General features: G+C 74.9%; 1 protein-coding gene. It reads right to left on the reverse strand.

The genetic code is table 11. From position 1 onward, the window contains the following. Positions 1–15 precede the first annotated feature (15 nt). Positions 16–25290, reverse strand: coding sequence for a type I polyketide synthase (locus tag O7598_RS17580; protein ID WP_269692421.1), 25275 nt, complete (start codon positions 25288–25290; stop codon positions 16–18). Between the last annotated feature and the right edge of the window lie 17 nt (positions 25291–25307).

Below are 25307 nucleotides of genomic sequence, written 5' to 3' on the forward strand. Positions count from 1 at the left end.
TGGTCAGCAGCAGCATCAGTCGTTGTCGTTCTCGAGCGCGATCTGGATCAGGGCGTCCACGTCGAGGTCGTCGATCTCCTCGGCCGCCGGACCGGAACCGGCCGGCTCCTCGTCGACGGCCAGCCCGGCGACGCGCAGCAGCACGTCGAGGACGCCGGCGTCGCGGAGGCGGGCGATCGGCACGGTCGCCAGCGCGGCCCGCAGCGCGGTCTCCTGCTCGTCCGGGTCGTCGGCCTGCCCGGCGCACAGCTCACGCTCCAGGTAGGCCGCGGCGGCGGCCGGGGTCGGGTGGTCGAACACCAGGGAGATGGGCAGGGTGAGCGCCGTCGCCGCGTTCAGCTGGTTGCGGAACTCGACAGCGGTCAGCGAGTCGAAGCCGAGCTCCTTGAAGCTGCGGTTCTCCTCGACGGCGGCGCCGCCGGTGTAGCCGAGGGTGTCGGCGGCGGTGCGGCAGACCAGGTCGGCCAGCACCCGGTAGCGGTCGGCGGGCGGGAGACCGGTGAGCCGCGAGTGCAACTCCCCGGTGGCCTCCGCCGCCGGCTCCGGCACCTCCGTGCCGTCGGGCGCGGGCGCCACCGTCCGCATCAGCGGGCTGGGCCGCATGGCGGTGAAGGCGGCCAGGAACGGCGTCCAGTCCACGTCGGCGACCGTCACGCAGGTCTCGTCGTGGTCGACCGCGTGGCCCAGCGCGGTCAGCGCCGACCGTACCGGCATCGGCCGCAGCCCTCGGCGGCGCAGGAACGCGGCGGCCTCCTCGGTGGCCGCCATGCCGGTGCCGGCCCACGGCCCCCAGGCGACCGCGGTGGCGGTGCGGCCCCGCAGGCGGCGCCGCTCGGCGAGCGCGTCGAGGGCGGCGTTGGCCGCGCTGTACGCCGCCTGGTGCCCGCTGCCCCAGATCCCGGCGATCGACGAGAACAGCACGAACGCGTCGAGCGGCGCGTCGGCGAGCAGCTCGTCGAGGTGGCGGGCGCCGTCCACCTTGGCCCGCAGCACGCTCGCCACGTGTTCCTCGGTGGCGGTGTCCAGTGTCTGGCCGGTGTCGACGCCGGCGGTGTGCACGACGCCGGTGACCGGCCGGTCCGCCGGCACGGCGGCGAGCACCGCCGCGAGCGCGGCCCGGTCGGCGACGTCGCAGGCGGCGACCGTCACCTGGGTTCCGGCGGCGCGCAGGTCGGCGGTCAGCTCGGCGGCGCCGGGCGCGTCCGGCCCGCGCCGGCTGAGCAGGAGCAGGTGTTCCGCGCCCCGCTCGGCGAGCCACGTCGCGACCTCGGCCCCGAGCGCGCCGGTGCCGCCGGTGACGACCACGGTGCCGGCCGGGCGCCAGGGCGACCGCGCGGCGGGCAGCGTGGCGGCCCGGGTGATCCGGCGGCCGAGCGCGCCGCCGTCGCGCAGGGCGACCTGGTCCTCGTCGCCGCCGAGTGTCCGGGCCAGGTCGGCCCGGGTGCGAGCGGTCCAGCGGGTCGGGCCGTCGACCAGCCCACCCCAGGTCTGCGGCCAGTCCAGCGCGGCGGCCCGGCCGAAGCCCCAGATCTGCGCGTGCGCGACGTCCACGTCCGGGTCGGCGCCGGTCTGCACGGCGGCGCGGGTCAGGCACCACAGCGGTACGCCGATGCCGGAGTCGTCCAGGGCCTGGACGACGGTGAGGGTCCGCGCGGCCGCGTCGGCGAGTCCGGCGGGCGGCGCCCACAGCACCCCGGCGGGCGTGGTCCCGTCGGCCGCGGCGCGCAGCGCGACGGCCAGGTCGGTACGGGTCGCCGCGTCGCGCACCGGCACCACGTCGTCCAGCGGCGGCTCGTCGCCCGGCGCGGCGATCACCAGCCACGGCCCGTTCGCCGGCGGTGCGGCGGAGCGGTCCAGCGGCTCCCACCGCACGGCGTGCCGCAGGTCGAGCACGGCCGCCTGCTCCCGCTGCCGGCGGTGCCAGCTCGACAGCGCGGGCAGCACGCTGCCGAGCGCCTCCCGGGACGGGGTGCCGGCGTCGAGATCCAGGTCGGCGGCGATCGCGTCCAGGTCGCCACCGGCCACCGCATCCCAGAAGTGCCGCTCGGCGGCGCCGTCCTCGGCCGGACGGGCGGCCCGGTCGGCGAGCCAGAACCGCTCGCGCTGGAACGCGTACGTCGGCAGGTCGACCCGGCGGGCGGCGCCCGGGTACCAGGCGTCCCAACGCACCGGGGCGCCCTCGGCGAACAGCCGGCCGGCGGCCTGGGTCAGCGTCTCGGCCTCGTCGCGATCACGCCGCTGGGTGGCCACGACGACCGGTGCGAGTTCGCCGCCGGCCGGTTCCCGCAGGCACGCCGGCAGCATCGCGGCGAGCACACCGTCCGGCCCGACCTCGACGTACGCGGAGACGCCGTGGTCCTGGAGCCACCGGACGCCGTCGGCGAAGCGGACCGTCTCCCGGGCGTGCCGCACCCAGTAGCCGGCCGAGTAGTCGTCGACCGGCTCCCCGGTCAGGCCGGACACGATCGGGATCAGCGGACGCCGGTAGGTCAGGCCGCCGGCCACCTCGGCGAACTCGGCGAGCATCGGGGTCATCAGCGACGAGTGGAACGCGTGCGACACGGTCAACCGGGTCGCCTTGGCGAACCGGGGGGCCAGCTCGTCGACCGCCTCGGCGGGCCCGGCCAGGACGATCGAGGTCGGGCCGTTGACGGCGGCGACGTCCACGCCGTCGGGAAGCATGGCGCGGACCTCGGACTCGGTGGCCTGCACCGCGAGCATCGCGCCGCCGGCCGGCAGCGCCTGCATGAGCCGGCCCCGGGCGGCGACCAGGGTCACCGCGTCGTCCAGGTCGAGCACGCCCGCGACGTGGGCCGCGGCGATCTCCCCGATCGAGTGCCCGAGCAGGAAGTCGGGGCTGATCCCCCGACTCTCCAGGAGCCGGTGCAGCGCCACCTCGACCGCGAACAGCGCGGCCTGGGCGTGGACGGTCCGGTGGATCTCCTCCGCGGCGAGCGCCTCCCGCAGTCCGTCGAAGCGGGCGACGATGTCGTCGAACGTCTCGGCGAACACCGGGAACCGGGCGGCCAGCCCGACGCCCATGCCGATCCGCTGGGCGCCCTGCCCGGTGAACAGGAACGCGGTCCGGCGGTCCTGGGCGACGCCGGTGACCACCGCCGGCGTCGGCGCGCCGGTCGCGAGCGCGTCGAGCGCGGCGGCGTACCCGACGCGGTCGGTGGCGGTCAGGACGGCACGGTGGCCGAGGGTGGCCCGGGTGGCGGCGAGCGCGGCCCCGACGTCGGCCGGGTCGAGCCGCGGTTCCCGGTCGAGCAGCTCGCGCAGCCGGCCGGCCTGGGCCCGCAGCGCCTCGGGACTCTGCGCGGACAGCGGCCACGGGAGCGGTCCGGCGACCGTCGGCGCGACCGCCGGGGCGTCGTCCGTGGGCGGCGCCTCGAAGATGGCGTGGGCGTTGGTGCCGCTGATGCCGAACGAGGAGACCGCGAACCGGCGCGGACGGTCGTCGGTGGTGTCCCACGGGCGGGACTCGGTGAGCAGGCGGACGGCTCCGGTGGACCAGTCGACCTCGGGGGTCGGCTCGTCGACGTGCAGCGACGCCGGTAGCGCCTCGTGCCGCAACGCCATGACCATCTTGATGATCCCGGCGACCCCGGCGGCGGCCTGGGTGTGCCCGATGTTCGACTTCACCGAGCCGAGCCAGAGCGGCCGGTCCCGGTCCTGCCCGTACGTGGCGAGCAGCGCCTGCGCCTCGATCGGGTCACCGAGCTTCGTGCCGGTGCCGTGCGCCTCGACCACGTCGACGTCGGCGGCGTTCAGCCCGGCGCCGGCCAGGGCCTGCCGGATCACCTTCTGCTGGGCGGGCCCGTTGGGGGCGGTGAGGCCGTTGGAGGCGCCGTCCTGGTTGACCGCGCTGCCGCGCACCACGGCGAGCACGTGGTGGCCGTGGCGGCGCGCGTCGGACAGGCGTTCCACGACGAGCACGCCGGCGCCCTCGGCCATGCTGGTGCCGTCGGCGGCGGCCGCGAACGGCTTGCACCGGGCGTCGGCGGCCAGGCCGCGCTGGCGGGCGAACGAGGTGAAGATGCCGGGGTTGGTCAGCACCGTGACGCCGCCGGCCAGCGCCAGGTCGCACTCGCCGGCTCGCAGCGCCTGTGCGGCCAGGTGCAGCGCGACGAGCGACGACGAGCACGCGGTGTCGATGGTCACCGCCGGGCCTTCCAGGCCGAACTGGTACGCCACCCGGCCGGACATGACGCTGGTGACCGAGCCGGTCAGCAGGTGCCCCTCCACGCCGTCGGGCAGGTCCACACCGATCCCGTACGTCGAGGAGGCGCCGCCGACGAACACGCCGGTGGGCGAGCCGCGCAGCGAGTCCGGGGAGATCCCGGCGCGTTCGAGGGCCTCCCAGGACACCTCCAGCAGCAGCCGCTGCTGGGGGTCCATGGCGAGCGCCTCGCGGGGGGAGATACCGAACAGCCGGGCGTCGAAACCGGCGGCGGCGTCGACGAACCCGCCTTCACGCACGTACGTGGTGCCGGCACGGTCCGGGTCCGGGTCGTACAGGTTCGCCAGGTCCCAGCCGCGGTCGGCCGGGAACCCGGTGATCGCGTCGCGGCCGCCGGCCACCACGTCCCAGAGCTGCTCCGGGGAGGACACGCCGCCCGGCAGGCGGCAGCCCATGCCCACCACCACGACCGGGTCGTCGTCACCGACCTGGACGGCCGGCCGGGCGACGGGTGCGGCCGGGCCGCTGTCGCCGGTCAGCCGTTCCAGGAGGAACCCGGCGAGCGCCGCCGGGGACGGGTAGTCGAAGACGAGCGTGGCGGGCAGCAGCACGCCGGTGGCGGCGCGCAGCCGGTTGCGCAGCTCGACGGAGGTCAGCGAGTCGAAGCCGAGCGTCTTGAACGCCTGGTTCGGGCTCATCGCCTCGGCGGGTTCGTGGCCGAGCACGGCGGCGGCGTGGTCGACGACGGTGTCGAGCACGAACCGGTGCCGCGCGGCCTCGGGCAGCGCGGCGAGGCGGTCGGCGAAGGTGTCGGTGTTGGGTGCGGCGACGCCGGCCCGGCGCAGGGCCGGTCGGACCAGCGAGCGCAGCAGCGCCGGCACCTCCACGTCACCGCCGCGATAGCCGGACAGGTCCAAACTGATCGGCACCACATGCGGCAACGGCAGACGCACCGCCTCGTCGAACAACGCCACACCCAACCCCGACGACAACACCCCACCAATACGCGCCACCGCACGCTCATCCAAATGCGACGTCATCTCCGACAACGCCGCCCACAACCCCCACCCCACCGACAACCCCGGCAAACCCTCCGCCCGCCGAGCCGCGACCAGACCATCCAGAAACGCATTCGCCGACGCATACCCCGCCTGACCCGCCGTACCGAACGTCGCCGACGCCGACGAGAACACCACGAACCACGCCAGATCCCGACCCCGCGTCAACTCATCCAAATGAGCCGCCGCCACCGCCTTACCCGCCCACACCGACGCCACCCGCTCGCCGGACAAACCCTCAAACGCCCCGTCATCCAACACACCCGCCAGATGCACCACACCCGACAGAACCTCGATCCCCTCCAGCACCCCCGCCAACGCCCCACGATCCGCCACATCCGCCGCGACCACCCGCACCCGAGCGCCGGCAGCCCGCAACCGCTCCACCAGGTCGTCCGCACCGGGCGCAGCCCGGCCGCGACGCGACACCAACACCAGATCCCGCACCCCGTGCGTTCCGACCAGGTGCTCCGCGAACAACCCGCCCAACACACCCGTGCCACCGGTCAACAACACCGTCCCCGACAGCGCCGACGGAATCGTCAACACGATCTTGCCCACATGCCGGCCCTGCGACATGAACCGGAACGCCTCCGCCGCATCCCGCACGTCCCACACCCGGAACGGCAGCAGCGACACCTCGCCGCTGTCGAACATCCCGAGCACCTCGCGCTGGATCGGGGCGGTGCGCTCCCAGCCTTCGCTGGCGAGGTCGAACGTCGCGTAGCGCACGCCGCGCTCGGCGAGTGGGCCCGCGTCGCGGTAGTCGGCCTTGCCCATCTCGACGAACCGGCCACCGTCGCCCAGCATCCGCAACGACGCGTCGATGAACTCACCCGCCAGCGAGTTCAACACCACGTCCACCCGGCCGAACGCCGCCTCGAAACCCGTGTCCCGCGACGACGCGATGTGCGCGTCGTCCAGACCCAGACCCCTTAGCACGTCCCACTTCGCCGGCGACGCGGTCGCGAACACCTCCACACCCCACGCCCGCGCCAACTGGACCGCGGCCATGCCGACGCCACTGGCGCCGGCGTGCACCAGCAGCCGCTCCCCCGCCCGCAACCCGGCCACGTCCCGCAGCCCGTAGAACGCGGTCACGAACGCGGTCGACACGGACGCCGCCTGGGCGAACGTCCACTGCGCCGGCATCGGCGACACGAGCCGCCGGTCGGTCACCGCCACCGGGCCGAAGGCACCGACGTACGAGCCGAAGACGCGGTCGCCGGGCTTCAGGTCGGTGACGTCCGGGGCCACCTCGAGGACGACGCCGGCGCCCTCGGAGCCCATGATGCTCGTCGCGGTGTGCACGCCGAGCGCGACCAGGACGTCGCGGAAGTTGACGCCGGCGGCGCGCATCGACACCCGCACCTGACCGGCGGCCAACGGGGCCAGCGCGTCGTCGGCCGGCACCAACGCCAGGCAGTCCAACGACGACCCGCCGACCATGTCGAGGCGCCACGCCGGGGCGTCCGGCACCACCAGCGACGACGACGGCAACGCCCGCACCAGACGCGGCACGAACACCGCCGACCCCCGCACCGCCAGCTGCGGCTCACCCAACCCGGCCAACCCGCGCAGGAACCCGTCCTCGTCGCCCCCGTCGCTGTCGACGAGCACGATCCGGCCCGGATTCTCCGACTGCGCCGACCGCAACAATCCCCACACCCCAGCCGCGTACGGGTCGACTGCCGCGCCGCCGACCGGCACCGCAGCGTTGACCACCACAACCAGGACGCCATCGATCGTCGACGCGAGCCACCCCTGAACCCGTTCCAACACCACTGCGACGTCCGGCGCGTCCACCCGCCACACCTCGGCCGGCACGTCCACGGCGACCGCGTCACGCAGCGGCGACCAGTCGATCCGCAGCAGCGCCTCCCGGGTGCCGGCGGCGCTGGGCAACCCGCCCGCGCCCAGCGCCCGGAAGTCCAGTCGCTCGACCGTCGCGACCGGTGCGCCGGCCGGGTCGGTCACGGTGACGCTGACGGCGTCCGGGCCGGCGGCGCTGATCCGTACCCGCAGCGCTGTCGCGCCCACCGCGGACAGCTGGACGCCGGTCCAGGCGAAGGGCAGCGCGAGGCCGTCCGCCGTGATGAAGTCGCCCAGCCCGACGGCCTGCAACGCGGCGTCGAGCAGCGCCGGGTGCAGGCCGTAGCCGGCGCCCTCGGTGGCGATGTCGGCGGGCAGTTCGACCTCGGCGTAGACGTCGTCGCCGACCCGCCAGGCCCGGTGGAGGCCGCGGAAGGCGGCGCCGTAGTCGTAACCGGCGGCGGCCGCAGCCTGGTAGAACGCCGGCACGTCCAGGACCATGCCGTCGGCCGGCGGCCAGGCGCCGACACCGGCCGGGGCGGCCGGTCCGGTCGGCTCCAGCGTGCCCGAGGCGTGCCGCGTCCAGGACCCGTCGGCGTCGTGCTCGGGCCGGGCGTAGATGTGCAGGGCACGTCGTCCGTGCTCGTCGGCCTCGGCCACCCGGACCTGGAGCTGGGCCGCACCGCCGTCGAGCACGAGCGGCGCCGCCACGGTCAGCTCACCGATCCGGCGGTCGCCGGTGCGCTGGGCGGCCTGCAGGGCGAGTTCCAGGAAGGCGGTGCCGGGCAGGACCACCCGGCCGGCCACCCGGTGGTCGGCGAGCCAGCCCGGCGACGCGGGCGCGACCCGGCCGGACAGCAGCACGCCGTCGGTGTCGGCGAGCACCGTGGTGGCGCCGAGCAGCGGGTGGGTCAGCCCGGACAGGCCGATCGCCGCCGCGTCCGCGGCGCCGGCGGCCGGCGCCGGCCAGTAGCGGCGTCGCTGGAACGCGTACGTCGGCAGGTCCCGCACCGTGCCGGCGCCGGTCACCGCCGACCAGTCGACGTGACCGCCCAGGGCCCAGAGGTCGCCGGCCGAGCGCAGCATCCGCGCCAGCCCGCCCTCGTCCCGGCGCAGCGAGCCGGTCACCAGGCCGCCGCGCTCTCCCACGCCGGCGACCAGCACCGGGTGCGGGCTGGCCTCGACGAACAGCCGGTGCCCGGCGGCGATCAGGCCGGTGACGACCTGGTCGAAGCGCACCGGGCGGCGCAGGTTCTCGAACCAGTACGCCGCGTCCAGCTCCGCCGCGTCGACGAGGCCGCCGGTCACCGTCGAGTGGAACGGCACCGTGCCCGCCCGCGGGGTCAACCCGTCGAACGCGGCCAGCAGCTCCGCGCGCAGGCCGTCGACCTGGGCACTGTGCGAGGCGTAGTCGACCGGAACCTGCCGGCACCACACGCCCCGCTCCGCGCACCGCGCCAGTACCGCCTCGATGCCGGCGACGTCGCCGGAGAGCACCACCGACGCCGGACCGTTGACGGCCGCCAGCGACATGCCGGGCAGCTCGTCCAGCAACTCGGCGGCGGCGTCGGCGCCCATCGCGACCGCGATCATCCCGCCGGTGCCGGCGATCGCCCGCAGCGCACGCGACCGGACGGCCACCACCATCGCCGCGTCGGCGAGCGACAGGATCCCGGCGACCGCCGCCGCCGCGATCTCGCCCTGCGAGTGGCCGACCACACCGGCGATCTCCACGCCGAGCGACTGCCAGACGGCGGCCAGCGAGACCATCACCGCCCACAGCACCGGCTGCACGACGTCTACCCGCGACATCCAGCCGTCGTCCGTCGACCGCAGCACGTCGAGCAGCGACCAGTCGACGTATCCGTCGAGCGCCGCCGCGCACTCGGCGATCCGGGCGGCGAACACCGGCGACTCGTCCAGCAGCGCCGCGGCCATCCCGAGCCACTGGGCACCCTGCCCGGGGAAGACCAGCACGACACCGCCGTCGGCGTCGGTCACCGGCTCGCCGGGCCGGATCGCGGTCAGGGCGGCGAGCAGGTCGTCCCGGGTGGACCCGACGGCGACGGCCCGGTGCTCCAGCACGGCCCGGTTGGAGCGCAACGCGCCGGCCACGGCGGCCACGTCGAGGTCGGGCCGGGCGGCCACGAAGTCGGCGAGCTTACGTGCCTGCCCGGTCAGCGCCTCGGCGGAACGCGCCGACAGCAGCCACGGCACCGCCGGCCCGGACGGGAGCGCCACCGGCGCGACGGTCGGGGCCGCCGGGGGCTCCGACAGGATCACGTGCGCGTTCGTGCCGCTCATCCCGAACGACGACACCCCGGCCCGGCGGGTCCGGTCCCCGCCGGTCCAGTCCCGGGCCTCGGTCAGCAGCCGTACCGCGCCCGACGACCAGTCGACCTTCGTCGACGGCTGGTCGACGTGCAGCGTCGCCGGCAACGTGTGGTGCCGCATCGCCAGCACCATCTTGATGACCCCGGCGACGCCGGAGGCGGCCTGGGTGTGCCCGATGTTCGACTTGACCGAGCCGAGCCACAGCGGCTCGTCGCGGTCCTGGCCGTAGGTGGCCAGCAACGCCTGCGCCTCGATCGGGTCGCCCAGCTTCGTACCGGTGCCGTGCGCCTCGACGACGCTCACCTCGGCGGGGCTCAGCCCGGCGTTCGCGAGGGCCTGCCGGATCACCCGCTGCTGCGCCGGCCCGTTCGGCGCGGTCAGACCGTTCGACGCACCGTCCTGGTTGATCGCGGAACCGGCGACCACGGCGAGGATCTCGTGCCCGTTCCGGCGGGCGTCGGACAGCCGCTCCAGCAGCAGGACGCCGGCGCCCTCACCCCAACCGGTGCCGTCCGCGCCCTCGGCGAACGCCTTGCAGCGGCCGTCGGGCGCCATGCCGCCCTGGCGGGAGAACTCGGTGAAGATGCCGGGCGTCGAGACGACCGCCACCCCGCCGGTCACGGCGAGGTCGCACTCGCCGGCCCGCAGGGCCTGCGCGGCCAGGTGCAACGCGACGAGCGACGACGAACAGGCGGTGTCGACGGTGACGGCCGGGCCTTCCAGCCCGAAGACGTACGACAGCCGTCCGGAGACGACGCTCGCCGAGGTGCCGGTGGCCAGGTAGCCGTCGTGGCCGGTGCCGGCGGCGAGTACGCCCGAGTAGTCCTGGGTGTTCGAGCCCACGAAGACCCCGGTCGACGTGCCCGCCAGCGAGGTCGGCGGGATGCCCGCCTTCTCGAACAGCTCCCAGGTGGTCTCCAGCAGCAGCCGTTGCTGCGGGTCCATCGCCAGCGCCTCCCGGGCCGACACCCCGAACAGCCCGGCGTCGAAATCGGCCGCCCCGTCCAGGAAGCCGCCCATTGTGGTGTCCGAGCCGCCCGCCGCGAGCCCGTCGAGGTCCCAGCCCCGGTCCCCGGGGAACGGCGTCAGCACGTCCTCGGCGCCCTCGACCACCGCCCACAGCGCCTCGGTCGAGTCCACCCCGCCCGGGTAGCGGCAGGCCATGCTGACGATCACCACCGGGTCGCCGCTCACCGCGGCGACAGTGGTCGTCGCGACAGTGGTCGGCGCTTCGACGAGACGCTCCAGCAGCATCCGGACGATCGCGGTCGGGCTGGGGTGGTCGAAGGCGAGGCTGGCCGGCAGCGCCAGCCCGGTCAGCGCCTGCAAGCGGTCGCGCAGCTCGACCGCGGTGAGCGAGTCGACGCCGAGGTCCTTGAACGCCCGGCCCGGCGGCACCCGGTCCACGTCGGCGTACCCGAGCACCTCGGCGACCGTGCGGCGCACCTGCGCGAGCACCGACCGCCCGCGTTCGGCCGCCGGCATCGCGGCGACCTCCGTCGCCCACCGGCTCGCGGTCGGGTCCGCCGCCGGTTCGGTGTCGAGCACGTGCTGGAGCAGCGGGCTGGGTCGGGAGGCGGTGAACGCCGGCCCGAACCGGGCCCAGTCGACGTCGGCGACGGTCAGGCAACCGGTGTCGGCGTCGACCGCCTCGGCCAACGCCCGGATCGCCAGCGCCGGCGGCATCGGGCGCAGCCCGCGACGGCGCAGGTAGTCCTCGGCGCCCTCCTCGGTGACCAGCATGCCGGCCTCGGCCCACGGGCCCCAGGCGATCGCCGTGCCCGCCTTTCCGGCGGCCCGGCGCGACTGCACCAGGGCGTCCAGGAACGCGTTGCCGGCCGAATACGCGGCCTGGCTTCCGCTGCCCCACACGCCGGAGATCGACGAGAACACCACGAACAGGTCCAGCCCGTCGGTCAACGCGTCCAGGTTGACCGCGCCGGCGACCTTGCCGCGCACGATCTGCGCGAACTCCTCCGGGGTGGACTCGGTCAGCAGGCCCACTCCGGAGACCCCGGCGGCGTGCACCACCCCGCGCAGGTCCGGGATCCCGGCCAGCAACTCCGCCACCTGCGGACGATCCGCGACGTCACACGCCACCACGTCCACCCGCGCCGGCGACAGCTCCGCCACCAACTCGGCGGCACCCGGCGCGTCCATCCCCCGCCGCGACGTCAACACCAACCGCGACACCCCACGACCCACCAGCCAACGGGCCACCTGAGCACCGAGCGCCCCGGTACCGCCGGTGACCAGGACCGTACCGTCCCAGGTGCGCGCCTCGGCCGGCGCGCTCCCGGCGGCCGGACGCAGCCGGCGGACGTACACCCCGTCGCCGCGCACCGCGACCTGGTCCTCCGCGCCGCCGAGCACGGCGGCCAGGCGGCGGCGCGCCCGCTCGTCCGGTGCGACCGGGGCGTCGATCAGGCCGCCCCACAGCTCCGGCAGTTCCAGGGCGGCCACCCGGCCCGCGCCCCACACCATCGACGCCGCGACGTCGGTCAGCGGGTCGGACCGGCCCACCGACACCGCCCCGGCCGTGACCCACCACAGGCGGGTCCCGTCGAGGGCGCGCACCGTCGCCAGCAGTTCGTGCGCGGTCGCCGGCAGCAGCGACACCACCCCGGCGACGTCCGGGTCGAGGCCGACGAGACCCTCCTCGCCGACCAGCATCTCGGTGAAGTCCAGGCCGGTGCCGCCGAACATCGCCTCGGCCATGCCCGGCCGGGGCACGAGCACGACCCACTGTCCGGCGGCCGGCGCGGGCGGCTCGGCGACCGGTTCCCAGGTGACCTCGTAGCGCCAGGAGGCGGTGGCGCCGGCCGCCACCCGGTCACGTCGCCACTCGGCGAGCGCGGCGCCCAGCGAGGCCGGTACGTCGGTGTGCAGCAGGTCGTGCAGGCTCCCGTCCTCGACCGCCTGCCAGAACGCCGCCTCGACCGGGTCCGCGGTGCGCGGCGACCGCCAGTAGCGGTCCCGCTGGAAGGCGTACGTGGGCAGGTCGACGCGGGGCGCGGCGGGCAGGATCGCGGTCCAGTCGACGGAGACGCCGACGGTCCAGAGCCGCCCGACGGCAGCCAGCAGCGTGGACACCTCGTCGCGGTCCTTGCGCAGCGCCGGGACGTAGGTGAGGTCCGGGGCGGCCGTCGCGGACAGCACACCGGCGGGGCCGATCTCCAGGCAGCGGGTCACCCCGTTGGCGGCCAGCCAGGACATGCCGTCGTCGAAGCGGACCGCCTCCCGGACGTGCCGCACCCAGTAGTCGGCGGTGAACTCCTCGACCGGCGCACCGGTCAGGTTCGACACCACCGGAATACGCGGCACCCCGAACTCGATGTGCCCGATCGCGGCCGCGAAGTCCGCGAGCATCGGCTCCATCAGCGACGAGTGGAACGCGTGCGACACCGTCAACCGGGTCGCCTTGGCAAAGCGTGGCGCCAGCTCGTCGATCACGTCGGCCGGACCGGAGACGACGACAGAGGTCGGGCCGTTCACCGCCGCGACGTCCACACCCGTGCCGGCGATGATCTCGCGCACCGACTCCTCGGACGCCTGCACCGCCAGCATCGCCCCACCGGACGGCAACGCCTGCATCAACCGACCACGCGCCGCCACCAACGTCACCGCGTCGTCGAGCGACAGGACACCCGCCACATGCGCCGCGGCGATCTCACCGATCGAGTGACCCAGCAGGAAGTCCGGGATGACACCCCACGACTCGACCAGACGGAACAGCGCCACCTCGACCGCGAACAGACCGGCCTGGGCGTAGACGGTCCGGTGGATCGCGTCGGAGTCGACCGCCTCCCGCAACGGCACGTCCAGCACCAGGTCGAAGCGGGCGCAGATGCCGTCGAACGCCGCCGCGAACACCGGGAACCGCTCCGCCAACCGCAGGCCCATCCCCACGCGCTGCGCACCCTGACCGGTGAACAGGAACGCCAGAGCACCCTCGGACACCACACCCGACACCACAGCCGCGTGCGCACCGACGGCGTCAGGCGCCACGGACTTCTGCGGACCGACGGCGTCAGGTACCGGGAAGGGCTTCGGACCGGCGACGTCCGGCCCGGTGGGTGCCGGCAGCGCGGCCAGGAAGTTCTCACGGGTAGCCGCCAGCAGGACCGCACGGTGCTCCAGTCCGGCGCGGCCGGTGGCCAGGGACCACGCCACCGCCGCCGGGTCCAGCTCCGCCACGGCGTCCCGCAGCCGGACGAGCTGCCCGGCCAGTGCCTCCGCCGACCGCGCCGACACCGGCCACGGCAGCGGACCGTCGACCTCGGGCGCCTCGACCTCCGTCGGTCGCGCGGCCGGCTCCTCCAGGATCACGTGCGCGTTGGTGCCGCTGATCCCGAACGCCGACACCGCCGCCCGCCTCGCGTGGCCGTTCGGCTCCCACGGCCGCGCCGCCGTGAGCAGCTCCACCGCTCCGGCGGACCAGTCCACGTGCGGGGACGGCTCGTCCACGTGCAACGTCGCCGGCAGCACACCGTGGCGCATCGCCAGGATCATCTTGATGATCCCGGCGACACCGGCGGCGGCCTGGGTGTGGCCGATGTTCGACTTGATCGACCCCAACCACAACGGCTGCTCACGATCCTGCCCGTAGGTCGCCAGCAACGCCTGCGCCTCGATCGGATCACCCAACCGGGTGCCGGTGCCGTGCGCCTCCACCGCGTCCACGTCGGCGGTCGTCAACCCGGCGCTGGCCAGGGCCTGCCGGATCACCCGCTGCTGCGCCGGCCCGTTCGGCGCGGTCAGACCGTTCGACGCACCGTCCTGGTTGACGGCGCTGCCGCTGATGACGGCCAGGATGCGGTGCCCGAGCCGTTCCGCGTCACCACGGCGCTCCACCAGCAGCATGCCGGCGCCCTCGGCCCACCCGGTGCCGTCCGCGCTCCCGGCGAACGACTTGCACCGGCCGTCCGACGACAGGCCGTCCTGGCGGGCGAACTCCGCGAACACCTCCGGACCCGTGATCACCGTGACCCCACCGGCAAGCGCCAGATCACACTCACCAGAACGCAACGCCTGCGCGGCCAGGTGCAGCGCGACAAGCGACGACGAACAGGCCGTGTCGACCGTCATCGCCGGACCCTCGAACCCGAACGAGTACGACACCCGACCCGAGATCACACTGTTCGCCGTACCGGTCAACACATGACCGTCCGCGCCGTCAGCGGAGTACCCCGAGTGCGACGCGCCCACGAACACACCAACCGGACGACCCCGCAACGACCGCGGATCCACCCCCGAACGTTCGAGGGTCTCCCACGACACCTCCAACAACAGCCGCTGCTGCGGATCCATCGCCACCGCCTCACGCGGCGAGATCCCGAACAGACCCGCGTCGAAGCCGGTCGCGCTGTCCACGAACCCACCCAGCGCCGCATAGCCGGCGCCGTCGGGCACCACCCAACCCCGGTCCGACGGGAACACCGACATGCCATCCGCGCCCCCGGCGACCAACCGCCACAGATCCTCCGGCGACTCCACCCCACCCGGATACCGGCACGCCATCCCCACGATCACGATGTCGTCACCGGTCAGCGACTGCGGCACGGCCACGGCCGGCACGTCGGCCGCACCGGCGAGGCCCAGCGCCTCCAGCAGATGGTCGGCGAGGACCTGCGGGGTCGGGTAGTCGAACACCAGCGACGACCCCAGGTGCAGGCCGGTGGCCGCGTTGATGCGGCTCTTCACCTCCACCGCGGTCACCGAGTCGATACCCAGGTCCCGGAACGCGGACTGCGGCTCCACCTGCACCACCCCGGAATAGCCCAGGGCCCTCGCGGTCTGCGCCCGCACCAACGCCAACAGCTCGCGACGCCGCTCGGCCTCGGACATGCCCGCGAGGCGGGCGGTCAATCCGCCGTCCGCGACCGTCTCCTCGACCACGACGAACTCGCCGAACAGCGGCGCCGGCCGCTGGGCGGCGAACGTCGCCACGAACCGCGACCAGTCCACGTCCGCCACGGTCGTCGTCACGTCACCGGCGTCGACCGCCATGTCGAGGGCCTGCATCGCCAGGTCGGGATCCATCGCCGCCAGGCCACGACGCGCCAGGTAGTCGGCGGCGCCCACCTCGCCGGCCATCCCACCCTCGGCCCACGGTCCCCAGGCGACTGCCGTACCCGCCTTGCCGGCGGCGCGCCGCGACTCGACGAGCGCGTCCAGCAGCGCGTTGCCGGCGGCGTACGCGGCCTGACCGCCGCTGCCCCAGACACCCGCGATCGACGAGAACACCAGGAACAGCTGAAGATCGAGGTCGGCGGTCGCCTCGTCCAGGTGCAGCGCACCGGACACCTTGCCCGACACCACCGCCCCGTAGGAGTCCGCCGACACGTCCAGCAAGGGCTCCGTGCCGGACACCCCCGCCGCGTGCACCACGCCGCTCAGACCCTCGACACCTGCGACCACGCGCCGGACCGCCTCCCGGTCGGCGACGTCGCAGGCCACCACCGACACCTCGGCGCCCTCGGCGCTCAACTCGGCGACGAGCTCGCCGACACCGGGCGCCAGGTCACCCCGACGCGACAGCAGCACCACCCGCTCCGCGCCACGGCGCACCACCCACCGTGCCGCGCGCGAGCCCAGCGCACCCGTCCCACCGGTGACCAGCACGGTGCCCGACAACGACACCGGGTTCGCCGGTCCGGCCGGGGCGGCCCGGCGCAGGCGGCGCGCGAAGACCCCGGAGGCGCGTACCGCGAGCTGGTCCTCGCCGTCCCCGGCGAGGAGCGCGGTGAACCGCCGGGCCTCCCGCTCGCCCAGGACCACCGGAAGGTCGACCAGGCCGCCCCACGTCCGCGGCAGCTCCAGCGCGGCGACGCGGCCCACACCCCAGACCGTCGCGGCGGGGACGTCAGTCACCGACTCGGACCGACCCACCGCGACCGCGCCCCGGGTCACCGCCCACACCCGGGCTTCGGTCCCGGCGTCCGCGACCGCCTGGAGCAGCACGGTCAACGACTGACCAGCGCTGCCGGCCCAGACGACGCCCCGGACGTCGGTGGCGACGGTCAGCACGCCGGTCAGCACGCCACGGTCGGCCGGCCCCTGCACCCGTACCACCTCGGCGCCCGCCGCGGTCAGCGCGGCGGCCACGTCGGTGGCGTCGGTCGGGTCGTCCGACACCACGAGCCACGCCCCGGACAGCGCCGCCGGGCCGGGTTCCGCGATCGGCGTCCAGCCGATCCGGTACCGCCAGCCCTCCACCACGCCCTGCGCGCGCCGCCGGCGACGCCAGGCGGACAGTGACGGCAGCAGCCCGTCCAGGGCGGCCGCGCCGTCGGCGGCCAGGCCCAGCTCCGCGGCCAACCCGTCCCGGTCGGCGCGCTCCACCGCCGACCAGAAGCCGCCGTCCTCGCCACCTGCCACCGGCGCCGGCTCGGACGGGGTCAGCCAGTAGCGGTCCCGCTGGAACGCGTACGTCGGCAGGTCCACCCGGGTGGGTGACCGCCGGCCGGTGACCGCCGGCCAGTCGATCGCGACCCCGGCCGTGAACAGGTCGGCCAGCGCCCGCAGGGCGGCCCGTTCCTCGTCCTGGTCCTTGCGGAGCACCGCCACGCCGACGCCGCCGCGCACCAGCCCGGTCAGCACTGCCGCCGGGCCGACCTCGACGAAGCGGCTGACGCCCTGTGCGGTCAGCCACCGCAGCCCGTCGTCGAAGCGCACCGCCTCGCGCACGTGCTTCACCCAGTGGTCGGCGGTGAACTCCTCGACCGGCGCACCGGTCAGGTTCGACACCACCGGGATGCGCGGTGGCAGGTAGGCGAGCCCGGCCGCCACCGACGCGAACGAGGCCAGCATCGGCTCCATCAGCGACGAGTGGAACGCGTGCGACACGGAGAGCCGGTTCGTCTTCGCAAACCGAGGCGCCAGATCCTCGATCGCCTCCACCGGACCGGAGACCACCACCGACGTGGGGCCGTTGACCGCCGCGACGTCCACGCCCGTGCCGGCGATGATCTCCCGCACCGACTCCTCCGACGCCTGCACCGCCAGCATCGCCCCGCCGGACGGCAACGCCTGCATCAACCGACCACGCGCCGCCACCAACGTCACCGCGTCGTCGAGCGACATCACCCCCGCGACGTGCGCGGCGGCGATCTCCCCGATCGAGTGGCCCAGCAGGTAGTCCGGGGCCACACCCCAGGATTCGAGGAGCCGGAACAACGCCACCTCGACCGCGAACAACCCGGCCTGGGTGTGCACGGTCCGGTGGATCGCCTCGGAATCGAGGGCCTCCCGCAACCCGTCGAACCTACCCACGATCCCCTCGAACGCCTCCGCGAACACCGGGAACCGGGCCGCCAGACCGGCGCCCATCCCGACGCGCTGCGCACCCTGACCGGTGAACAGGAAAGCGGTCCGGCCGAGCTGTTCGGTGCCGGGGAGCAGGCTGCCGTCGCGTACGGCTGCCAGGCCGTCGAGGAGTTCGGCGAGGTCGGCGCCGACCACGACGGCCCGGTGCTTCAGGGCCTTACGGCCGGTCGCCAGGGTGTGGCCGACGGCGGCCAGGTCGAGCGGCGGCGTCGCGGCCGCGGCGAAGTCGAGCAGCCGGCCGGCCTGGGCCCGCGCCGCGTCGGCGGTGTGGCCGGTGACCACCCACGGCACCAGGCCCGGCGTCGGCTCCGGCGCGGCGGCGGGCGCCGGGGGCGCCTGTTCGAGCACCACGTGCGCGTTCGTGCCGCTGATGCCGAACGAGGAGACCGCCGCCCGGCGGGCCCGGTCGGTCGTGGGCCAGACGGCGGGCTCGTCGAGCAGGCGCAGCGCCCCGCTGGTCCAGTCGACGTGCGACGAGGGCTGCGCGGCGTGCAGGGTGCGCGGCAGCTCGCCGTGCCGCATCGCGAGCACCATCTTGATGACCCCGGCGACGCCGGCCGCCGCCTGGGTGTGGCCGATGTTCGACTTCACCGAGCCGAGCAGCAGCGGACGGTTCGGGTCCCGGTCCTGCCCGTACGTGGCGAGCAGCGCCTGCGCCTCGATCGGGTCGCCGAGAGCGGTGCCGGTGCCGTGCGCCTCGACCGCGTCCACGTCGGCACCGCGGAGTCCGGCTCCGGCCAGCGCCCGGTCGATCACCCGTTGCTGGGAGGGCCCGTTGGGGGCGGTGAGGCCGTTGGAGGCGCCGTCCTGGTTGATCGCCGACCCGCGTACCAGAGCAAGGATCCGGTGGTTGTTCCGCTGTGCGTCGGAGAGCCGTTCGACGAGCAGCACGCCGGCGCCCTCGCCCCAGCCGGTGCCGTCGGCCTCGGCGGAGAACGCCTTGCATCGCCCGTCGGCGGCCAGTCCGCGCTGCCTGTTGAACTCGACGAAGATGTCCGGCCCGGCCATCACCGTGACGCCACCGGCCAACGCCATGTCGCACTCGCCCTGCCGCAGCGCCTGGGCGGCCAGGTGCAGCGCGACGAGCGACGACGAGCAGGCGGTGTCGATGGTGACGGCGGGGCCTTCGAGGCCGAACGAGTAGGCCACCCGGCCGGAGATCACGCTTGTCGCGATGCCGGTCAGGACGTGCCCCTCGGCCTCGGGCGGCAGGTCCGCGCCCTGGCCGTAGCGGGAGGCCGCCGCGCCGACGAAGACGCCGGTCTGGCTGCCGTGCAGCGTCGCCGGGTCGATGCCGGCGGACTCGAAGGCTTCCCAGGAGGTCTCCAGCAGCACCCGCTGCTGCGGGTCCATGGCGAGCGCCTCGCGCGGCGAGATGCCGAACAGCCGCGCGTCGAAGTCGGCGGCGTGGTCGATGAAGCCGCCGACGCGGGTGTAGTCGTCGTGGTCACCGGTCCAGCCGCGGTCGGCGGGGAACGTCGAGATGGCGTCGGTGCCTGCGGTGAGGAGGTCCCACAGGTCGGCCGGGTTCTCGACGCCGCCGGGGAAGCGGCAGCCCATGCCGACGATGGCGATCGGCTCGTCGGCGTCGAAGGTGACGGCGGCGGCCGGCTTCGCCGCGTCGGCCGTACCGGCGAGTTGCCGGCCGAGGTAGGTGGCGAGCACTGTCGGGTTCGGGTAGTCGAAGACGACGGTGGCGGGCAGCCGGATCCCGGCCGCCGCGTTGAGCCGGTTGCGCAGCTCGACCGAGGTGAGCGAGTCGAAGCCGAGGTCCTTGAAGGCGTGCCGGGCGTCGACGGCGTCGGCGCCGCTGTGGCCGAGGACCGCCGCGACCTGGTCGCAGACGAGGGTGACGAGGGTACGCTCGCGCTCCGCCTCGGGCAGCGCCAGCAGGCGGCGGGCCAGGCCGGAGCCGCCGCCGGTGTGCTGGGCGGCGCGTCGGCCGGTGCCGCGCACCAGGGCGCGTAGCAGCGCGGGCACGGCGCCGGCGCGGCGGAACGCGGCGAGATCGAGGGTGGCCGGGACGAGGTGCGCGGCGGGCAGGTGCCGGGCCGCGTCGAAGAGGGCGAGGCCCAGTTCGTCGGTGAGGGCGTCGCCGGCCCGGGTGACCCGGTCGGCGTCGGTGCCGGTCAGTCGGCCGCCCATGCCGGCGGCGTTGGCCCACAACCCCCAGCCCAGGGACTGACCGACCAGACCGAGACCGCGACGGTACGAGACGAAGCCGTCGAGGAACGCGTTCGCCGCCGCGTACGCCGCCTGACCCGCCGACCCGAACACCGCCGAGATCGACGAGAAGACGGTGAACAACGCGAGGTCCCGGTCGCGGGTCAGCTCGTGCAGGTGCAGCACGGCGTCGACCTTGGGCGCCATGACCCCGGCCACCCGCTCGGCGGTCAGGCTGGTGAAGACGCCGTCGTCGAGGACACCGGCGCAGTGCACGATGCCGGCGAGTCCGTCGATGCCGTCGACCACCGCGGCCAGGGCGGCCCGATCGGTGACGTCGGCCGCGACCACCCGCACCCGCGCGTCCACCTCCGGCGCCGGACCGCCGGAACGACTCACCAGCACCAGATCCCGCACCCCGTGCGCCTCGACCAGATGCGCCGCCACCAACGCGCCCAACCCACCGGTGCCACCGGTGATCAGCACCGGCCCGTCGACCGGCCGGGGCACCAGGACCACGTTCTTCCCGACGTGCGCCCCACGACTCATCGTGCCCAGCACACCGGGCAGTTCCCGCACATCCGCCACGGTCGGCGGCAGCAGCCGCAGCTCCCCCGACTCGAACAACGCCACCAGGTCGGCCAGCATCGCCGCCGTGCGATCCGCGCCCGCCTCCGACAGGTCGAACGCCTTGTACCAGACCCCACGCTCCCGCTCGACCTGCGCGGCGTCGCGGATGTCGGCCTTACCCATCTCCACGAACCGGCCACCCGGAACCAGCATGCCCAACGAGGCGTCCACGAACTCACCGGCGAGCGAGTCCAACACCACATCCACACTGCCGAACACCGCCGCGAACCCGAGATCCCGCGACGACGCGATGTGGGTCGGCTCGACACCCAGATCCTCGACGGCCGCCCACTTCGCCGGCGACGCCGTCGCGAACACCTCCGCACCCCACAACCGGGCCAGCTGCACCGCCGCCATGCCCACCCCGCCGGCAGCGGCATGGACCAGCACCCGCTGACCGGCCTGAAGCCGCCCGAGGTCCGCCAGCCCGTACCAGGCGGTCAGGAACGCCATCGGCACCGCCGCGCCCTGCGCGAACGACCACCCCGCCGGCATCCGCGCGACCACCCGGTGATCCGCCACCACCTGCGGCGCGAACCCACCGTGGAACAGGCCGAACACCCGATCCCCCACGGCCAGACCCGACACGTCGGGGCCGACCTCGACGACCACACCCGCACCCTCGGAACCCATCACCGCATCCGGATCCGGATACACCCCCAGACCCAGCAGCACGTCACGGAAGTTCACCCCCACCGCGCGAACCGCAATCCGCACCTCACCGGCGGCCAGCTCCACACCCGACGTCGCGACGGCAGCGAGGCTCGACAACGCGCCGTCACCACCCGGGGCCACCCGCCAGGACTCCGCGTCCGTCGGCAGCGTGAGCGTGGTCGCGGGCAGGGCGCGGGTCAGCCGTGGGGCGAACACGTCGGCGCCGCGCACCGCCAGTTCCGGCTCGTCCCGGTGGAGCAGGTCGGCCAGCAGCGCCTCGGACGGCTCCGCGTGGTCCAGGTCGGCGAGCACGATCCGGCCCGGGTTCTCGGTCTGCGCCGAGCGCAGCAGGCCCCACACGGCCGCACCGGCCAGGTCGGTCACCGGGGCGTCGACAGGCACCGCGCCCCGGGTCACGACCACCAGCCGTCCGTCGGCGAAACGGTCGTCGGCCAGCCATTCCTGAACGCCGGTGAGGGCCTCGGCGACGGCCGTGCGCACGTCGTCGGAGCGGACCGGCAGCACGACGACGTCCGTGACGGGCGCCTCGGCGCGCGACGGCGGGAGCGCGGTCCACGTCACGGCGTACATCGCGTCCCGGGTCGCGTCGCCGGCGACGGAGTCGAGCTGGTCGCGGGAGGCCGGGCGCAGGACCAGGCGGCCGACGGTGGCGACCGGGACGCCGTCCACGTCGGCGACCTGAAGCGTGACGGCCTCGGGCCCGTCGGCGCGCAGGCGGACCCGCAGCGTGGGGGCGCCGGAGGCGTGCAGCCGCACCTCGGACCAGGCGAACGGCAGGCGGGCGGCGCCGTCGTCGGGCAGCAGGCCGCCGAGCGCGGCGGCGTGCAGCGCGCCGTCGAACAGCGCCGGGTGCAGCGCGAACCGGGCCGCGTCGGCGTGCGCCTCGGTGGGCAGCGCGACCTCCGCGTAGACGTCACCGTCGAGCAGCCAGGCCGCGCGCAGTCCGCGGAACACCGGCCCGTAGCGCAGGCCGGTACGCGCGGCGGCGTCGCCGTAGAAGTCGCCGAGGTCGATCGGTGTGGCGCCGGCCGGCGGCCAGACCGCGAGGTCGAACTGGTCGGCGCCGGCGGTGGTGGCGAGCGCGCCGGACGCGTGGCGGGTCCACTCCGGTTCCGTGCCGGCGTCCGGTTCGGGCCGGGCGTACACCTGGACCGAGCGTTCGCCCGCGTCGTCGGTGACCCGCACCTGGAGCTGGACGCCGCCGGTGGCGGGCAGCACCAGCGGGGTCTCGATGGTGAGGTCCGCGATGTCGAGCCCGCCGGCCTGCTGGGCGGCGCGCAGCACCAGCTCGACGACTGCGGTGCCGGGCAGCACGACGCGGTCGAGCACCACGTGGTCGGCCAGCCACGGGTGGGTGTGCGCGGAGAGGCGGCCGGTGAGGAGGATCCCGTCGTCGTCGGCGAGCGTCACGGCGGCGGTGAGCAGCGGGTGCTCGGCGGCGGACAGTCCGGCGGCGGCGATGTTGCCGTGGCCGGCGCGGGCCGGCGGCCAGTAGGACTGCCGCTGGAAGGGGTAGGTGGGCAGGTCGACGTGCCCGGCCGGCGGCAGGACCGCGCTCCAGTCCACCGGCACGCCGACGGTCCACAGCCGGCCGACGGCGGCCAGCAGCGTCGACGCCTCGTCGCGGTCCTTGCGCAACGCCGCGACGCAGGTCAGCTCCGGCGCGGCCAGTGCGGACAGCACACCCGCCGGGCCGACCTCCAGGCAGCGGGTCACCCCGTTGGCGGCGAGCCAGGACATGCCGTCGTCGAAACGCACCGCCTCCCGCACGTGGCGCACCCAGTAGCCGGCGTCGAACTCCTGCACCGGCACACCGGTCAGGTTCGACACCACCGGAACACGCGGCACCCCGAACTCGATGTGCCCGATCGCCGCCGCGAACTCCGCGAGCATCGGCTCCATCAACGACGAGTGGAACGCATGCGACACCGTCAACCGCGTCACCTTGGCGAACCGCGGCGCCAGCTCGTCGATGGCGTCGGCCGCGCCGGAAATCACGATGGAGGCCGGGCCGTTCACCGCGGCGACGTCGACATCCGCACCGGCGATGACCTCCCGCACCGACTCCTCGGACGCCTGCACCGCCAGCATCGCCCCACCGGCCGGCAACGCCTGCATCAACCGACCACGCGCCGCCACCAACGTCACCGCGTCGTCCAACGACATGACACCGGCGACGTGCGCGGCGGCGATCTCCCCGATCGAATGACCCAGCAGATAGTCCGGCGTCACACCCCACGACTCCAGGAGCCGGTAGAGCGCCACCTCGACCGCGAACAACCCCGCCTGCGTGTGCACCGTCCGGTGGATCGCCTCGGAATCGAGGGCCTCCCGCAACCCGTCGAACCGGGCCACGACCCCCTCGAACACCTCCGCGAACACCGGGAACCGCGCCACCAGACCGGCACCCATCCCGACCCGCTGCGCACCCTGACCGGTGAACAGGAACGCCAGGGCACCCGGCTCGACGACCTCGCCGCCGACCGGCCCGGCGAGCGCCGCCGCCAGGTCGTCCAGACCGTCGGCGACGAGCACGGCTCGGCTGTCGAGGGCCGCCCGCGTGGTGGCGAGGGCCGATCCGAGGGCGGCCGGGGTCGGCGTCGCGCCCGACGACAGCAGGGCGGCGAGCCGCGTCGCCTGTTCCCGCAGGCCCGGCCCGGTCCGGGCGGACAGCACGAACGGCATCGGCCCGGGCTGCTCGGTGGCCGGCTCGTCCTCGACCGGCGCGGCCGACTCCAGCACCACGTGCGCGTTCGTCCCGCTGATCCCGAACGACGAGACACCGGCCCGCCGCGGCCGCCCGGTCTCCGGCCACGGGCGCGCCTCGCGCAGCAGCGCGACAGCGCCCGCCGACCAGTCCACGTGCGGCGTCGGCTCGTCGACGTGCAGCGTCGCCGGCAGCACCCCGGCACGCATCGCCATGACCATCTTGATGACCCCGGCGACGCCGGCCGCCGCCTGGGTGTGGCCGATGTTCGACTTCACCGAGCCCAGCCACAACGGCCGGTCCTCGGGCCGGTCCTGCCCGTACGTGGCGAGCAGCGCCTGCGCCTCGATCGGGTCGCCCAGCCTGGTGCCGGTGCCGTGCGCCTCGACCGCGTCCACCTCGGCCGGGGACAGTCCGGCGCCGGCCAGCGCCTCGCGGATCACCCGCTGCTGCGAGGGCCCGTTCGGGGCGGTCAGCCCGTTGGAGGCGCCGTCCTGGTTGACTGCGGTGCCGCGCACCACCGCCAGCACCCGGTGCCCGTTGCGCCGGGCGTCGGAGAGCCGCTCCAGCAGCAGCAGCCCGGCGCCCTCGCCCCAGCCGGTGCCGTCGGCGGCCGCCGCGAACGGCTTGCAGCGCCCGTCCGCGGCGAGCCCGCGCTGGCGGCTGAACTCGACGAACGCGGTCGGCGTGCTCATCACCGTGACACCGCCGGCGAGCGCGAGGGTGCACTCGCCGCGGCGCAGCGACTCCGCCGCCAGGTGCAGGGCCACCAGGGCGGACGAGCACGCGGTGTCGACGGTGACGGCGGGGCCCTCCAGGCCGAACGCGTAGGCGAGCCGACCGGAGATGACACTCGCCGCCGTGCCGGTGGCCAGGTAGCCCTCGGTGGTCTCGTCGTCGCCGGCGATCAGCGAGCCGTAGTCCTGGCCGTTGGTGCCCGCGAACACGCCGACGCGCTGCTGCCGCAGCGATCGCGGGTCGAGGCCGGCCCGCTCGAACGCCTCCCACGCGGTCTCCAGCAGGATGCGCTGCTGGGGGTCCATGGCGGTGGCCTCACGGGGGGCGATGCCGAACAGGCCGGCGTCGAACCGGTCGACCCCGGAGAGGAAGCCGCCCTCCCGCACGTACGAGGTGCCGTGCCGCTCGGTGTCCGGGTCGTAGAGCGCGTCGACGTCCCAGCCCCGGTCGCCGGGGAACGGCGCGACCGCGTCGCGCCCGCCGGCGACCAGCTGCCACAGCTCCTCCGGGCTCGCCACCCCGCCGGGGAACCGGCAGCTCATGGCGACGACGGCGATCGGCTCGCGAGCGCCCTCCTCGACCTCGCGGAGGCGCCGGTTGGCCTGGCGCAGCTCGCCGGTCATCCACTTCAGATGGTCGAGAAGCTTCTGTTCATTCGCCATGGCTGTCCCCTAGTACG

The organism is Micromonospora sp. WMMC241, from assembly GCF_027460165.1.
In the GTDB taxonomy this organism is placed as follows: domain Bacteria; phylum Actinomycetota; class Actinomycetes; order Mycobacteriales; family Micromonosporaceae; genus Micromonospora; species Micromonospora humi.

Excerpts from the sequence above, each read along its gene's own strand:
- O7598_RS17580 (WP_269692421.1), bottom strand. The coding sequence starts at position 25,290 with ATGGCGAATGAACAGAAGCTTCTCGACCATCTGAAGTGGATGACCGGC.